The 17,547-nt window shown below is 32.8% G+C and carries 9 protein-coding genes; 4 read left to right on the forward strand and 5 right to left on the reverse strand.

What is annotated here, in order from left to right:
* The first annotated feature begins 63 nt into the window (after window positions 1-63).
* Complete coding sequence (locus KO527_RS12320) at window positions 64-2,904, forward strand: pitrilysin family protein (RefSeq protein WP_216040599.1); 2,841 nt, start codon at window positions 64-66, stop codon at window positions 2,902-2,904.
* 169 nt (window positions 2,905-3,073) lie between these two features.
* Complete coding sequence (locus KO527_RS12325) at window positions 3,074-3,868, forward strand: transporter substrate-binding domain-containing protein (RefSeq protein WP_216040600.1); 795 nt, start codon at window positions 3,074-3,076, stop codon at window positions 3,866-3,868.
* Window positions 3,869-3,870: 2 nt separating this feature from the next.
* Here KO527_RS12325 and KO527_RS12330 read toward each other — a convergent pair whose 3' ends face one another.
* From KO527_RS12330 to KO527_RS12345, 4 genes are read right to left on the reverse strand one after another with little or no spacing between them, the layout of a single operon-like run.
* Window positions 3,871-5,142: a hybrid sensor histidine kinase/response regulator gene (locus KO527_RS12330; protein WP_216040601.1), complete on the reverse strand. Its 1,272-nt coding sequence runs from the start codon at window positions 5,140-5,142 to the stop codon at window positions 3,871-3,873.
* A complete protein-coding gene (locus KO527_RS12335) occupies window positions 5,135-5,713 on the reverse strand; it encodes a chemotaxis protein CheB (protein ID WP_216040602.1) in 579 nt (192 codons plus the stop codon). Before KO527_RS12335 ends, KO527_RS12330 begins: the two co-directional genes overlap by 8 nt.
* A complete protein-coding gene (locus KO527_RS12340) occupies window positions 5,706-6,536 on the reverse strand; it encodes a CheR family methyltransferase (RefSeq protein WP_252733668.1) in 831 nt (276 codons plus the stop codon). Before KO527_RS12340 ends, KO527_RS12335 begins: the two co-directional genes overlap by 8 nt.
* Before the next feature lie 14 nt (window positions 6,537-6,550).
* On the reverse strand, window positions 6,551-10,834 hold the full coding sequence (locus KO527_RS12345; RefSeq protein ID WP_216040603.1) for a response regulator: 4,284 nt from the start codon (window positions 10,832-10,834) through the stop codon (window positions 6,551-6,553).
* A gap of 311 nt (window positions 10,835-11,145) precedes the next feature.
* Here KO527_RS12345 and KO527_RS12350 point away from each other — a divergent pair, with 311 nt between their 5' ends.
* Window positions 11,146-12,450, forward strand: a complete 1,305-nt coding sequence (locus KO527_RS12350) for a hybrid sensor histidine kinase/response regulator (protein WP_216040604.1) — start codon at window positions 11,146-11,148, stop codon at window positions 12,448-12,450.
* A gap of 55 nt (window positions 12,451-12,505) precedes the next feature.
* Here KO527_RS12350 and KO527_RS12355 read toward each other — a convergent pair whose 3' ends face one another.
* Window positions 12,506-16,705 (reverse strand): response regulator, encoded by a 4,200-nt coding sequence (locus tag KO527_RS12355; RefSeq protein ID WP_216040605.1) that lies wholly within the window; start codon window positions 16,703-16,705, stop codon window positions 12,506-12,508.
* A 342-nt stretch (window positions 16,706-17,047) separates the two neighbouring features.
* Between KO527_RS12355 and KO527_RS12360 the strand changes: the two genes are divergently transcribed.
* Entirely contained in the window at window positions 17,048-17,386 is a 339-nt protein-coding gene (locus tag KO527_RS12360; protein ID WP_216040606.1) for a hypothetical protein, read from the forward strand.
* Window positions 17,387-17,547: the final 161 nt, after the last annotated feature.

The following is a 17,547-nucleotide window of genomic DNA, read 5'->3' on the forward strand; positions in this document are numbered from 1 at the left end:
TTTAATTTGTAGGCACAATGTAAAAGTTCTTAAATTAACAATAATTTCCAACAAGGAAAAAAAATGCAACGGAACCTTATAACAACAGCAGTTTTAACTGCGTTATTATCCTTAACAGCATGTAATTCAAATAATACGACCCAAGAGTTGAAGCCAGTTAAAACTAATGCCGTCAACATTGAATATAAAAAATTTGTACTTAAAAATGGACTTGAAGTTGTTTTTCATATTGACCGCTCAGATCCTGTAGTTGCAGTGGCTTTAACATCTCATGTAGGTTCTGCTCGTGAAATACCTGGGAGAACTGGCTTTGCACACTTATTTGAACATTTGTTATTTTTGGAATCTGAAAATTTAGGCAAAGGCGGTTTAGATAAAATGAGCGCGCGTATTGGTGGCTCAGGAGCAAATGGCTCAACAAGCCGTGATCGCACAAACTATTTTCAAACAGTCCCCAATGATGCATTAGAAAAAATGATTTGGGCGGAAGCTGACAAACTCGGTTTTTTCATTAATACAGTAACAGAACAAGTATTAGCGAAAGAAAAGCAAGTCGTTAAAAACGAAAAACGTCAAAGTAACGATAACCGACCATATGGTCATACACAATATGTAATAGACAAAAACCTATACCCAAAAGGTCATCCATATAGTTGGCAAGTAATCGGTTCATTAACTGATTTACAAAGTGCGACATTACAAGATGTTAAAGATTTTTATAATAAATGGTATGTGCCTAATAATGTTACCTTAGTTGTATCGGGTGATTTTGATGAAAAACAAGCAACTGCTTGGATCCATAAATATTTTGATGACATTAAACCTGGTAAAGAAGTTAAAAATCAACTAAAGACCAAAATAACCTTAGCACAGACTAAAAAGCTCTACCATGAAGATAACTTTGCCAAGCTTCCTGAGCTCACAGTAACTTGGCCTACAATTGAGCAATATCATACAGACAGCTATGCGTTGGATATTTTAACTCAGCTATTAACAGAAGGTAAAAAAGCCCCTTTAAACAAGAAATTAATTGATGACCTTAAAATCACATCAAATATAAACATGTACCATTACCAGTCTGAACTTGCAGGACAAATGATGCTAAAAGTACGTGCATTTGAAAAAACAGATTTAGATCATGTTGCCAGAGCTTTAAAGAAAGCATTTCGAGACTTTGAAAATGATGGCTTTAGCAAAAATGATTTAGCTAGGATCAAAGCGGGTCTAGAAACTGAGTTTTACAGTGGTTTATCAAGTGTATTAGGTAAAGGTTTTCAATTAGCCCAATATAATATTTTCACTGAAAATCCAGGCTATATAAACCAAGATGCAATAAATATATCCAAAGTCACTGAAGATGATATTTGGCGAGTTTACAAACACTATATTAAAGATAAATCTTTTATAGCGACAAGTTTTGTACCAAAAGGGCAAAAGGATTTAGCTTTACAAGATTCTATAAAAGCCGATATTGTCGAAGAGCAAATAGTTAAAGGTGCTGAACAAACCTTTGATGCATCAAAGCAATCCACATATTCTAAAACGCCTTCTAGCTTTGATCGCAGCCAAGAGCCTAAATATGGCAAATCTCCTATCATTTCGGTACCAGATGTTTGGCAAAATAAGTTAATTAATGGCATTCATGTATTAGGTATTAAAAATTCTGAAGTTCCATTAGTTGAATTTAATCTCGATATTTCTGGCGGTATGTTGTTTGACTCTCTCGATCAAACAGGTGTTGCCAATCTTGTTGGAAAAATGTTAAATCGTGGAACAAAAGATAAAACGCCACAACAACTAGAAGAAGCAATAAAAAATTTAGGCGCAAGTATTGATGTTTATACTACTAAAGAAAAAATATCATTCAACGTAAAGACCTTGTCACGTAATTACCAAGCTACCTTAGACCTCATGACTGAAATGTTATTACACCCTAGATGGGACAAAAATGAGTTTAGTTTAGCTAAAAAGGAGGTTGTTAGCCAAATCAAACAGCAACGAATGAATCCGAGCATGCTTGCTAATATTCAAATGGATAAACTTTTATATGGCCAAGATAATATCTTGGCGCATAATTTATTTGGTACAACTGAGTCGGTTAAAAATATTTCACTAGCTGATTTAAAATCTTTTTATAAAAATAATTTATCGCCTAATTTAAGTCGTTTTCATATCGTGGGCGATATTGAAAAATCAGCTGTACTTAAATCTTTAGCGCCACTAGCAAAAGCTTGGCCTAAAAAATACTTAAGTTTACCTAAGTTAGCTGATACAAAAATACCTAGCCATGCTCAGCTATATTTTTATGATGTACCTAATTCTAAGCAGTCTCAACTGAGGATTGGCTATCCATCTATTAATGCAACGAATAAAAATTATTACGCAGCATCGGTAATGAATTACAAATTAGGAGGCGGTAGTTTTGCATCAAAACTCACACAAGAGTTGCGTGAATCAAAAGGTTATACTTATGGCATACGCTCTAGATTTTATGCTTCACCTGTTTCAGGTAAATTCATGATAAGCTCGGGTGTGCGCAGCAATGTCACTCTTGAAGCTGTTTCTCTCATTAAAGATATAGTCTCTTCTTATCAAATTGATTTTAGTGAAAAAGACCTAGCAACAACAAAGAGTTACTTCTTAAAAAGTAACGCTCGTAAATTTGAAACTTTTAATGCCAAATTATCCGTTTTAAGAGATATGAGTGAATATAACTTACCTAAAAGCTATGTATTAAAACGAGCTAATATGGTTGAGAACTTATCACTAAATAATGTAAAGGCTCTGGCATCTGATTACTTACACCCTGATAAAATGATTTATTTAGTGGTAGGTGATGCTAAAACACAATTTGATCGCTTAAAAGGTCTTGCCTTAGGGGAGGTAATTCTACTAAATCCATAAATTATAACTTCTTTAGACCTTAAAATAGAGTTAGCAATGTATTTAAAGGTCTAATACCTACTTTGTAGTCTTCACTAGTTCATAACAAAAGATGAACTTCTCAAAATTAGTGTTATTATTTTAATACTAGCTATTAGATTAGATTGTTAATTTAAGAGGTAAAGGTCAAATGGACATAAGTCATATCAAGTATTGTTTTTTCCTTTATTTCTGTACTTTAATTTATAGTGCGAATACGCCCGCTAAAGAAACGTCCCTTCATTTTTTAACTGAACATTTGCCACCATATCAATATACCTATAAACAAAAAGTAGTTGCAGGTTTTAGTGTTGAGCTAGTCCAAAAGGCATTAAAACTGACTGGTTTTAATGCCAAGTTTAGCGTATATCCTTGGTCTAGAGCCTTTAAATACGCACAAACACAACCCAATACATTTATTTTTGTGATTATTCGAAGTAAGGAAAGGGAACCCCTTTTTAAATGGGTTAGTCATATTGTAGATTATCGATATTATTTATTTGGCTTATCTAATAGAAATGACATAACAGCTCATTCTTTGCAGGATGCAAAAAAATATAAATTAATCGCGACACGTGAAGGGTATGATGCCCAATTTTTACTTGCCAATAATTTCAAACTTAATAAAAACCTTATGTTGTCCAGCTCTGAGCAAGACAAATGGAATATGCTATTAAAAGGTAGAGCAGATCTAGTTATGTCAAACGACTGGGTCGCTGCTGAGCATTTAGAGACTTATGGTATAGTCCAACATAGGCTCAATATTTTATCGCAAATTAAAGAAGCCAAAACTGAAGGGTACCTTGCTGCCAGTTTAAACACCCCTGATGAAACAATTAACCAACTTCGTAGGGCTATTAATCAACTAAAAGAAAATGGTGAATATGACAAATTAATTACAAAATACACATCAGAGTTCTTTATCCCAAAAAGAAGCAATAATTAATATCAAATCGGAAAAGAGACCTTAAAAGTACAGCCTTCACCCTCATTACTCTCACAAGTTATATCACCACATAACGCTTGCGTTACTAAATTATAAACAATGTACATACCTAATCCACTGCCCCCAGAACCTCTTTGTGTGGTAAAAAAGGGCTCAAATATCATAGTAGAAATATCCTCTGTCATGCCTTTCCCATCATCTGAAAAAGTTAAATATAATTGCTTTTCTCGACATTGAATATCTAATACAATTTTACCGGTTTGTCCTTCAACAGTAGCATGCAATAATGAATTAGTTATTAGGCTAGTGAGAATTTGCGATAAAATTCCCGGATCAGTCTCGACTGACACCTTGTCATCACCAGTAACTTCAATTTCAAATCCCGTCCTTTCTATTTGTGAATGAAGCGTTGTTATTAAATTTTTAAAATACTCCATCAAGTTAAAAGCATTTACTAATTGTGCTTTTGTATCCACTGAAATTAATTTAAAATTCTCAACTAATTCTGATGCTCTTTCTAAATTCGAAGCTATTATCTCAGAAGACTGGTTTGATGCGTTTATATATTGGCTAAAGCCAGTTTTAGTTAAGCCTGAGCCTAGAAAAGCACCATTAAATTTACTTGTTTCATCCTGCAAATGAGAAATTGCCGTAATGCAAATACCTATAGGTGTATTTAATTCATGGGCTACACCACCAACTAGGCGACCAAGAGAAGCCATTTTTTCAGACTCGACAAGTTGATTTTGTGTTTCCATCAAATTATCTAATGACTGCTGTAATTTTTCTGTACGTTCTTTAACTAAATCTTCGAGGTGCTCTTTGTGCTCTCTTAGCTCTTCTTCTGCTTTTTTCTTTATTTTATAGGCATTATCTAATCTGAGTTTTTCTTCATAAAGCTCAAGAAATACACCCACCTTACTTTTTACAATTTCATCATTAATAGGCTTAACTAAATAGTCAACAGCACCGCTTGCATAGCCTTTAAACTCAAACATTTCATCTCTAGCAAAAGCGGTGATAAATATGACTGGGATATGACACGTTTTTGGATGGTCTAAAATTAATGACGCTGTTTCAAAGCCATCCATACCTGGCATTTGAACATCCATCAATATAAGAAAAAAATCATGCCTATGCGCAACAGCTAAGGCTTGCTGTCCCGACATCGCTTTCACAAATTCTAAATCTAAGGACTCTAAGGTTCGTTCATATACACGATGATTACTAGGCTCATCGTCAACGATTAAAATTTTGGGCCTGTTATTATTCATGTATTACCCGATTAAATTCTAATTGTTTCAAAAAAAGACCTATTTGGCTTAAGGGGATAATATGATCTATATCTGTATTATTTATAGCTGCTTTTGGCATAAAATCAACCTCTGCCGTACTTGGGTCTTGTACTACAGTTAAACCGCCATACTCTTTAACTACACTAAGGCCACCACTACCATCACTATTAGCGCCGGTTAGTATCATACCTATTAATTTAGATTGATAACTTTTAGCAGCTGATTCAAATAAAACGTCAATGGAAGGTATTGAATAACAAATTGGCAGATCCACACTTAAACTAAATGTCTTATCTCGCTCAATTAATAAGTGATATCCCGCTGGAGCAATATAAATATGACTTGGTAGAATGACCTCTAAAGATTGCGGTTCTTTTACTTTTAGCTCAGATAAATTATTTAAATACTCTGCAAGAAAGTTATTATGATCATTTAACCTATGCTGCACAATTATAATAGCCAAAGGATAAGCCTTAGGTAGCTCACGTACAATCTGAGACAAGGCATGTAGACCACCAGCAGATACACCTATCACCAAAGCCTCATACATAAGCACTTCGCCTATAAATACGTTCAGGATATTGATATTTATCAAAAGAATCTTTTACAGTTGAAAAGTCTAACGATTCTTTGTCTCCTAAGATTAAAAAACCACGATGAATTAAACTTTGTTCAAATAAGTTTAATACCCTGTTTTGTAAATTTTGATCAAAATATATCAAAACATTGCGGCACATCACTAAGTGCATTTGTGCAAATACCTGATCTTTTATTAAATTATGATTTGCAAATGTAATATGTTCCTTTAATGATTCTGTTAGTTTTGCGCATTCATATTTAGCCTGATAATAATCGGCAAATGACTTGGTTCCTCCTGAATTTAAATAATTCTCTGTGAATAGTTTAATTTTCCCCGCTGGATAAATACCTTTAGCTGCTATTTCTAAAGAGTGATTATTAAAGTCTGTGGCGTAAATTTGAGTCCTTTTTAACAAGCCTTCTTCTTTTAACATAATCGCCATCGAATATACTTCTTCACCTGTCGCACAGCCAGCATGCCAAATATTAACTCGTGAATAGGTTTTTAATTGCGTAAATACTGACTCTCTAATTTTTTTAAAAACAAAAGGATCTCTAAACATCTCAGTCACTGTGATAGACATATCTTTTAAGAATAAATTAAAAAAACTGGGGTCATGCATTATTTTAGGGATCATGTCTGATACGCTATTTAACTCTGACAATTGAACGCGATTTAGTACCCTTCGCTCTAATGATGCGCGAGCATAGTGCCTAAAGTCATAACCATAACGAAATAATATCGCTTCTAACAACATATTAACTTCAAATTCTAAAGAATAAGCTTTATTCAATTTACTTTCCTTAGTTAACACCGTTTAAATAACCAAATTCTCATAATCGACAATAATTTATCGAAGTCTATTGGTTTAGTAATGTATTCAGAAGCGCCTGCTTGTAAGCATTTTTCTCTGTCTTCAGGCATTGTTTTAGCTGTTAAAGCTATGATAGGTAAATTTTTAAATTTTGGGATTTTTCTTATATTTTCAGTTGCTTCATTACCATCCATAACAGGCATCATGATATCCATCAAAACCAATTCAAATTTATCATCTTGCTCAAGGATCTCTAGGGCATCTTTACCATTATTCGCCATTTCAACATCAAAACCCACTTCTATTAATTTTTTAGAAAGCGCGTAGCTATTTCTCATATCATCATCAACTAATAGTAACTTCCTATCTTTGAGCATGGCGTCTTCATTATGCAACAATCGTATTTTATCTTTACTATCTATTTGCTTAGACTCAATATTGTGCATAAACAAAGAAACATCATCCAATAACCTTTCAGCGGATCCCACCCCTTTAATAACAATTGTTGAAGAATATTTTTGTAATGCCTTTTGTTCATCATCACTTATTTCTTTACCTGTATAAATGATAAAGGGAGGTAATACTGAATTAGTATCTTCACTAACCTTTTCTAGCACTTCAAAACCAGTCATATCTGGCAAGCCTAAATCTAAAATAACACAATCATAATCACGGCTTAAAATTTCGCCACACCCCGCTTCCCCAGTTGCAACACTGGTTATTTTTATACCGCTGTTTTCTAATAAGTTTGTTGTTGCTTTTCGATTACCTTGATCGTCCTCTATCACTAAAATAGTTTTAACTTCACTGCAACTGATATCAGAAATATTAATAAGCACATCGTGTAGTTGATTTTCTGATACAGGCTTAATTAATAAACCAATAGCGCCTTGTTGTAACACTTCAGCTTTTTCTTTGCTATGCCCTGAGATGATTTCTACAGGTATATGACGAGTGCGAAAACTATATTTAAGTTGCTCTAATACCTGCATTCCATCTATATCAGGAAGTTTTAAATCTAGTAAAATCCCCTTTGGCAGATATTGCTGCGCTAAATAAATTCCACTTCTACCATCACCAGCAACTAAGCACTTATAACCTTGCTCTGTTACATAATCTCGTAATATTTTTGCGAACATTTCATCATCATCAATAATTAAAATTGACATATCTTCACTCTGGATATTATCTCTATCGTCTCCGATAAATTGTGCTGAATATTGTGCTGCAGGTTTTTTATCTGCTTTAATATTCACTTCTTCCATGATCTTTTCTTTTTTAGGAGGTATTATTTCTATTGGATCAGTGCTTTCATTTAAACTTTCATCAAGTGCGCTTTTAGTCAGTTCATAGGGTAAATACAAGGTAAAACAACTCCCTTCACCTTGTTTACTTTGCAATTGAATTTCCCCCCCTAGCAGCCTAGTTAGTTCTCTTGCTATCGTTAAACCAAGTCCCGTACCACCAAACTTGCGACTCGTTGAGCCATCTTCTTGTTGAAATGCCTCAAATATCTCTTGAATTTTATGGCTAGAAATCCCTATTCCGGTATCAATAATTGAAAGGCCGATTGCACGTTCGGCACTTAAATCACTATGAACAAACCGTGTATCAGATTTAGCTAAATCTATACGAAGCGTAACAGAGCCTTGCTCTGTAAACTTCATCGCATTCGATAATAAGTTTCGTAAAATTTGTTCAACTCTTTGTCTATCACTGATAATTATTTTAGGTACATCATCACCAAGTTCTGTATTGAAATCTATCGACCTATGATTTGCTATCGGGTTGAACATATTTTGCAGGTTATTGATCAAAGTCTTAATATTAAGATCTTCTATATGAACACTTAATTTACCTGCCTCAACTTTTGACAAGTCCAAAATATCGTTAATTAAAGATAATAAACTATTACCGCCATCATAAATAATTTTGGCATCTTCTACTTCTGAGAGGTTTAAGTTACCTTTTTTATTATCTGCAAGCCCTTTAGATAGTAATAGTAAGCTATTTAAGGGAGTTCTTAACTCATGACTCATATTTGCTAAAAATTCCGATTTATACTTACTTGCTAAAGTTAATTCTTTTGCTTGTACTGTTAATTCCTTTTGCGATATCTCAATTTCATCTTTTTGTTTTTGTAATGATACTTGTTTTTGTGCTAATTCATCATTTGAAACTCTTAGCTCTTCACTTTGCTGCTTTAACTCTTCTTCTGACACTTTGAGCAATTGTGTTTGTACCTGTAAACTTTCATTAGTACTTTTTAGTTCTTCTTGCTGTGTTTTTAATTTTTCAGCTTGCGCTTGAGTCTCTCTTAACAGGTTCTGAGTCATTTCTTGATTTTTAATGCTATTGATGACAACACCTAAAGTCTGCATCACTTCATGCAGCATCTCTTGATGTAATTGGGTGTATTCGTTAAAGGAAGCGAGCTCAATAACCCCCATGACTTCATTCTCAAATATAATCGGCTCTACCAATATATTTAGGGGAACTTGCTCACCTAATCCTGAATTTATTTGAATATAATCGCTAGGTGCTTGGGTTAACAAAATTGACTTCTTTTCTTTAGCGCACTGCCCCACTAAACCCTCCCCAATGGCTATTTTTTCAGTCACATTCTTTCTTTGCTTAAAAGCATAACTACCCACCAGTATTAACACCTCTGCTGATAACTTAGGTTTATCGATTTTATATATATTACGGATTTTCTCACTGATATAGAAAACACCATGTCCAGAGCCAGTCATAGTTGCTAGTGATGAAATGATACTATCCGCTAATGGTCCTAACTTAGTAGCTCCTTGTGTGAGCTCAGTAATACTGGCTATCTGAGACTTAAGCTCACTTTGATGTGCTAAATCATAATTTGTTTTTTGTAAATTTTTTTCATATTCTTTTTCTTTTGTAATATCCCGAATAAATCCAGTAAACACAGTGGAATCGACTTGTTTTACTTCACCTATACGCAGGAATATAGGAAATTGAGAATCCCCTTTTTTTAACGCCAGAAATTCACTACCTGAACCTATCGATTTTTTAATGTCAGACACTAAGTTTCTGTTTAAATAATGACCTTGATCCGCATTTAAGGTTGCGGGTATTAGCATATTTATCTTTAGGTCTAACAGCTCTTCTTCTGAATATTGAAACAACCTAGATGCTGCTTGATTACATGATAAAATATCACCTTTTTCATTTATTGATAAAATACCATCTTCAGCGGTATCTAAAATTCCCGTTGTTAAGGCATTGCTTCGCTTAAGTGATGCTTGTGTAGAAAATATTTGTAGCTTCATCTCCCTTAAAGCGACGCCCAGTCTATCAAAGTCACTCATAGGTTCTATTTCTATACTTTCATCGCCTAAGGTAATCGCATTTGCTTGGTCTGCTGTTTTATTTAAAGTTACAATTAAATGATTGACTGAATGTGATAAAACCCCCACTTCATCTGAACCAATTTTTTGTATTTTTTTATCTATTTTTCCTTTTGCTATTTCTTTTGTTAGGTGAGTTAATTCTAAAATAGGCCTTGTGATGAATTTGGTAATAAAATAAGAAATAAACAAACCACATATAATGGCAATCAAACTTAGTATGATTAAGTTCTGTAATGCGGTTTTTTCATGCGCTTGTGCTCTTAATAAAGACACGGCTGTAAATTGAGATATTTCTTTTAATAAATTTTTAATAGTACCATCAAGTTGATCTTCTTCTTCTTCAATTAACATTATTGCGTGATAGATACTGGCATAATCTAGTTGATTTAATTGAATTTCTGATACCAATTCAAGCGCGTGTTTTTCATAGTTTTTATGTGCTTCATCTATTTTTATTAATGCATCAAGTACAAAATTTAGCTCTTTAGCATCTTCATAAGATTCAACTATGCTAATATCTGTTTTCACTTGCTTTCTAGTATCAATAAGCGCTTGATTTACTTGTTGTGATCGACTATTGAATTTTTTGATTACGAGATCAAAATCTGATTTAATTTTTTTATTTTCATTAGCGTTAAAGTCAAGATCTTGTATGATTCTTAATGCCCGCTCTAAATATATTGCTTGTTTTAATTGATGTATTTCTATATTGGTAACAGATACAAGTAAAGGCATATCTAATTGGGTGATTTCCTCTATTTCGATGCCAATAAGGCTCATTTGTTTAATAGCATAAAAACTCACTATAGCCATAAAAAAAATATTGATAAGCGCAGCACCGAATAGCTTTTGTAAGATAGATAATTTAACAATTTCATTGTTATTACTATTCATTTACGAAACCTTAAAACCACTAAGTTTTGATAACAATTTAAGAGAAGTTTGGTTAAATATAGTGAAGCATAAGAATCACTTAAACCATATATTATTTTGATGTCATACAAGCATAGTTAATAAATGTAAAACTGTGAATTTTTGAGCCTTTGTTAACTTTACATAACTAATCACTCTGTTCCTAATTCAAACTTGAAGCCATTCATTTTCACCCTATACTTAAGAAAGTTCTGTATTTTTCAAAATATCTAATTTAAGGGTTTTATGAATAAGTTAACATTAAATATTCCTTACATTTGGGCCGTTTTTTTGTGAGTGATAGCTTACCTAAAATACTGATTGTAGATGACGAACCAAGTAATCATCGTGTATATGAAAGAACATTAGAGTCTTTAAATTTAGAATTTGTACATGTTTTGAGTGGCCCTCAAGCATTAGCAATGGCACATAAACATACTTTTTTTTTAATTTTGATGGATGTTCAAATGCCTGGTATGGATGGTTTTGAAACTGCATCTTTAATATTAGATCATCCCAAAACAACTCATATCCCTATTATTTTTATTACAGCATATGCCCGTGATGAAGTATTTGAATTTAAAGGCTATGCTACTGGTGCAGTGGATTATTTAGTAAAACCGATTAATGATGAAATTGTTTTAGGGAAAGTGAGAGTTTTTCTTGATTTGCATAAAGATAAAAACAATCTAGATGAAGAATGCCAATTTCGAAAAAAAATAGAAAAAGAGCTGAGAGTTGATAAATCTCAACTGGAAGATATTGTTACAAAAAGATCAGTAGAATTACAAAACTCTATAGAAAACTTAGTCCAAGCTCAAACTCAATTAGTTGAATCCGAAAAAATGGCATCGTTAGGCAGATTAGTTGCAGGCATTGCCCACGAACTAAATACCCCAATAGGTGTCTGCATTACGGCTTCATCATTTTTAAGTGAGTCTATGGAGGCATTAATTAAGGCCTATAAAAATGGTCAGATGAAAAAAGCTGATTTAAATAACTTTATTTCAAAAGCACCTGAATCAACACAAATTATTCTATCTAATTTAAACCGCGCCTCAGATCTCATCAATAACTTTAAACTTGTTGCTGTGGATATTTCTAGTGATATGGTAAGAGAGTTTAATTTATATGATTATATTTCTAAAATAGTTCACAGTTTGCATCCCGAAACACGTCAAGGAAATCATGAAATTACAATTGAGGGCCACCATGCCTTAATGGTTGAAACCTATCCCGGTACTATCTCCCAAATAATTACAAATCTAGTGATGAACTCTCTGATCCATGGATTTAATAAAGCAAAAAATGGCAATATTCTTATCAAATTGAGCAGCTATGAAGATCGCATCGGACTAAATTATAGTGATAATGGCAGTGGAATGGACTCAGAGGTCAAAAGTAAAATTTTTGAACCCTTTTATACAACACGTAGAGGGTCTGGCGGTAGTGGTTTAGGTATGTTTATATTGCATAATCTAGTTACCCAAACATTGTCTGGAGATATAACCTGTCATAGTAAACAAGGCGAAGGTACTCATTTTAATATTTCATTCCCCAAAAAAATGATTCTCAATATAAAAAATCAAGCCCATTAGTTTTACTATTCTATACTGCTACCCAAAATACCAATTCCGATAAATAAGCTAAAACTTATTTTTTGTGCTGAAATAGCCAAATACGCATAATCGACATTAAATCATCAAAATCAACTGGTTTTGTTATATATTCTGATGCCCCAGATTTCAGACATTTTTCTCTATCTTCTGGCATTGTCTTAGCTGTTAACGCAATAATTGGAATATTTTTATATTTTGGCATTTTACGTATTAATTGCGTGGCTTCATTTCCATCCATAACAGGCATCATAGTATCCATTAACACAAGTTCGAAAGAACTATCCTTTTCTAATATATCAACGGCTTCCTGCCCATTTGTTGCCATTTCAACATCAACACCCACTTCAAATAAGCTTTTTGATAAGGCATAAGAATTCCTCATATCATCATCGACTAATAATACTTTACGGCCTTTTATGAGTTCATCTTCATCATGTAATATATTTACGGCTTCATTTTCATTTATATGATGTAAAAATAATGAGACATCATCTAATAGCCTTTCTGCAGATCCAACTCCTTTTATAACAATTGAAGACGAATATATATCTAACTGTTTTTGCTCTTGCTCACTGATCTCTCTACCTGTATAGATAATAATAGGTGGTAAATTTTGAATATCTGACTGATTTATTTTTTCAAGTACCTCAAAGCCTGACATATCAGGTAACCCTAAATCTAAGATAATACAATCATATTTATTTTTTTTAATTTCTTCATACCCTAAAATCCCTGTACCAACATTTTTAATGCGAATATTTTTACTGTTTAGTAATTGAGTCGTTGCCTTTTGATTTACTTCATCATCATCAATTATTAATATATCGCTTATATTTTTATTACCTAATTGGGTTATATTGCTTAAGGCTTCAATTAGTTGCTGTTCTTCTACTGGCTTAGATAAAAATCCTATGGCACCTTGTTGTAATGTTTTTTGTTTTGCATCACTATGCCCCGATATAATTTCAACAGGTATATGCCTTGTTTTTAAACTAAATTTTAATTGCTCTAACACTTTATACCCATCAATATCAGGTAAAGTAATATCTAGAATAATGCCTTTAGGTTGGTATTCTTTAGCTAAATAAATACCAGCTCGTCCATCACCAGCTACAATGCATTTATAACCTTTTCTTTGTGCTAAATCCCTTAAGATTTTAGAAAAATTCTCATCATCATCTATTATAAGTAAAACATTGTCTGACTCATGGATATTACGTCTATCATCGTCAATGAAAACGGATTCTTGCTTTGTTCCATCCGTCTCTTTAGCTATATGAGTCATATTTCTTTCATATTCTGATTGTTTTATGTCTTCTTGATGTTCAATAAGATTAGAACCCAGCGGCAAATAGAGTGCAAAAGTACTACCACTGCCTAAATCACTTTTAAGTTGAATTTCTCCAGATAAAAGGCGGGTTAGCTCTCTCGCAATTGTAAGACCCAATCCCGTGCCACCATATTTTCGACTAGTAGTACCATCTTCTTGTTGAAATGCTTCAAATATTGCCTGTTGTTTATCTAATGGAATACCTATACCTGTATCCGTTACTGAAAATGAGATTGTTGAGTCATGATTTAATTTACTGTGACTGAATATGATATCTTTATTTGGTTTATCTACGGTTAGATTAACTTTACCTTGTTGCGTAAACTTCATTGCATTTGATAATAAATTTCTGAGAATTTGCTCTAACCTTAAACCGTCTGATATAAAATGTGTTTCAATATTTTTTGAAATATCGATCTTAAATTCTAGCCCTCTATCTGCAGCAATAGGTTCAAACATTTTTAATAAGTTACGTTTTATTATTTTTAACGAAATCTTTTCATGATGGATTGTTAATTTTCCAGCCTCTACTTTAGATAAGTCCATAATATCATTGATTAACGATAGTAAATTGTTGCCCCCTTCGTAAATAACTTGTGCATCCTCTACTTGAACAGGATCTAAATTCCCTTTTTTATTATTAGATAAACCTTTTGCTAATAACAATAAGCTATTTAATGGCGTTCTTAATTCATGTGACATATTAGCTAAAAATTCAGATTTATATTTACTCGCAATTGCAAGCTCTTTAGCCTTAAGTTCAATTTCTTCATTTTTAATTTCAATATCTTTTTGTTTTGTTTCTAATATTTCACTTTTTTCTTCTAGATCTTTATTAGCAAGTTGTAATTCTTTTGATTGAATATTTAACGCTTTTGCTTTTTCTTTTAATTCCTCATTAGCAGAGCGTAGTTCTTCAGATTGACTTTGCAGTTCTTCGGTTTGACTTTGAGATCTCTGTAGTAAATTTTCTATTCGTTGTCGGCTTACTAAACTACTAATCGCAATGCCTAAATTTGACATAGCTTGTTTGAGAAACTCGATTTCATGTTCTGTAAATTTAGTAAAACTTGCTACTTCTATAACGCCTATGCATTTATTTTCAAATGTAATAGGCAATACTATGATATTTTCTGGTTTTTGCTCACCCAACCCTGAAGATATTTGAATATAGTCATCAGGAACATTCGTCAAAATAATCACTTGTTGCTCTAGAGCACATTGACCAACTAATCCTTCTCCTAAAGAAAATGCATTTGAAATATTTTTACGTTCTGTATATGCATAACTCGCCTGTAATTTGAATTGCTCTTCTTTTTTATCCTTATCATTTTCTAACAAATAAAATACACCATAACCAGCTTTTAAAATATGTGAAATCTCATTAATTATCACCTGAGCTAGCTGGCGTTTTTCTTTAGCTTCTTGTGACAACTTATTAATTTTAACAACTTGAGTTTTCATCCAATTTTGAGATTCAACTTGTGAGTTTCTATCTGTAACTTGCTGCATCATATGAGATAAAGCTATGCCTAACTCATCTGTTTTAGAACGAGGCGTAATCTGACTGGTATAATCACCAGTTGCAAATTTATTTGCTTGTTTCACCATGTCTCTAAAGTTTTGCTGCATTTTATTTAATGCCAAACCTAAAACATCTTCATCAGATGCAAGGTTTATATCACTGGTCAAATCACCTTGAGATGTTTTCTCTGCCATTTTAACTTTGATTTTTAAAGCCGATATCATTTCTTGTAAAGCAGCATAAATGCCTGTTTGGTTAGTATTTAAACCATCTACTTTAATATTGATATCTCCTTTAGCTACTTTATTCGCTAAACCTTCTATTATATGAGGTTCGCCACCGACTGCTTTTAATATTGTGTTTGTAATCCAATAGCTAATAATCCCCCCAATCACAACTGAAAGTGTAGCCAAAATAATTATCAGAATATTAATTGTGTTGAGTGTGTCAAATAAACGGGATAAGGATTCTTCTGCATCTTTTTGCTCATCTAAAGCAGATGAGTCAACTATTTTTTCTAGACGATCAATCACATCATGCTCAAGTGTATCAATAATTTTTAATGCTTTTGCACGATCTTCAGGGTGATATCGTCTAAATACAGCGTCTGCTGTTCGATTGATATCTGTATATAAACGATTAATCGTAATTAAATCTCTTATTTCTGTTGGTTTTTTTTCTAGTGGTTCTAATAAACTAAAATACCGAGCAAAATCTTCTGAGTTTGCTCGATATTCTTCTTCTTCATCTGATTCTCCGCCTACATATTCACTCAAAGAACCCAGCATATCCCCTGCTTCATCCACCAGTTCTAGATAATATCTTACACCAGGTAAATCATCTGTTATCGCTTCTTCAAGGCTTGAAGTGTTTAATGCTTCTTGAAATTCTTGCTCTTTTAATGCATCAAGCAATGTTTCTAATTCTTCACCTTGTTTGTGCTCTAAATCATCTACGAGTTGCTTTGCCCAAATTTCATCTTCGGGATGATATTTATTAAATACTTCTTCATTGATCGTTTTTACATAATCTGATACTAAACCTTCAATCAGATTCATTTTGTCTATATCTGATTGTCTATTAGACTCAAGTGGTTTTAGTTGTGAAAAGAAGCCTAAGAATTCTTGATAATTTGCATTAAACTCTTCAACTTCGTCTAGTTCACCCGTGGTGTACTCCATTACATTACTATGCATATCCCCTATTTCATCTAGTACTTGTAAATAAAGAATAACCGCTGGAACATCATCGATTTGTATATTTTGAGTATCGGATTGAACCGAAGCATTGAGAACATACACCGTAGAACCCATAGCAATAAGGAAAAATAAAATAACAGAAAATGCAAAGCCTATTTTTTTACCTATTGTAAAGTTCACAGTTTTAACCTTTATCTTATAAATCTCTTTAATAGGTTAGTTCAACTTAACTAAGGCGTCTAAATAACATAGATAATTCTCTTTCATAAATAAGTACATAAATCATCATTCATCTAAAAATACTTTGTATTTTAAAAATAACAATTTGATTGATAAAAATCGTAGATCAACCTATTTTACTTTGCTCTCTCTTATGACCCTAAGGTTAATGTTTTAAGACCCAATAGCAATATCCTTAATTTTATAAATGCCAATGTCATACAATTGAAGTCAAAAAGTCATATTTACAATGTAAATTATAAAAACCTAAATAAGGTACAACTTAAATTTATAGGATTTTTTATGTTTAAACATTTTATTAAAGCTTCAGCTTTCTCAGCAACTTTATTGACTTCTTTTGTATCACAAGCAGGCGTATTTACGTGTGATGCAATAGTGCAAAGTGTTGAGTTTTATGGCAATGGTTCATCTATTTTTGTAGAGTTAAAACATAAAGGTGGCTGGTATTTAGATGGCGCGACTATTTCTGCGGACAAGTCTGCGTTAGTAGTTGATGCGCTGGCCGCAAAACATGATGGTGGCGTGCATACGTTTGTACTGCACCATGAAGATACTGGCGATAAAAAGTGCAACGATAATGACGAAGGTGCAGGCAAGTTATTAGCGATTATAAAAAAGTAAGCCTCTGAAACAAAGGACCTTTTCAACTTGAAAGGGTTCTACTTATAATGATTATTAATTTTACATAGTTACAATCTTAAAAATATTTAGCACTATGTTGGACATTTAACTCAATAAAAATGGTATCCGAGATCATTGAACCACTTGAGCCCTGCTTACTT

The sequence above is a fragment of the Pseudoalteromonas sp. C2R02 genome (assembly GCF_018860845.1).
In the GTDB taxonomy this organism is placed as follows: domain Bacteria; phylum Pseudomonadota; class Gammaproteobacteria; order Enterobacterales; family Alteromonadaceae; genus Pseudoalteromonas.

Bases quoted from the DNA above. Each gene is read 5' to 3' on its own strand.
- KO527_RS12325 (WP_216040600.1), top strand. From the start codon at position 3,074: ATGGACATAAGTCATATCAAGTATTGTTTTTTCCTTTATTTCTGTACT.
- KO527_RS12320 (WP_216040599.1), top strand. From the start codon at position 64: ATGCAACGGAACCTTATAACAACAGCAGTTTTAACTGCGTTATTATCC.
- KO527_RS12345 (WP_216040603.1), bottom strand. From the start codon at position 10,834: ATGAATAGTAATAACAATGAAATTGTTAAATTATCTATCTTACAAAAG.
- KO527_RS12335 (WP_216040602.1), bottom strand. From the start codon at position 5,713: ATGTATGAGGCTTTGGTGATAGGTGTATCTGCTGGTGGTCTACATGCC.
- KO527_RS12360 (WP_216040606.1), top strand. From the start codon at position 17,048: ATGTTTAAACATTTTATTAAAGCTTCAGCTTTCTCAGCAACTTTATTG.
- KO527_RS12330 (WP_216040601.1), bottom strand. From the start codon at position 5,142: ATGAATAATAACAGGCCCAAAATTTTAATCGTTGACGATGAGCCTAGT.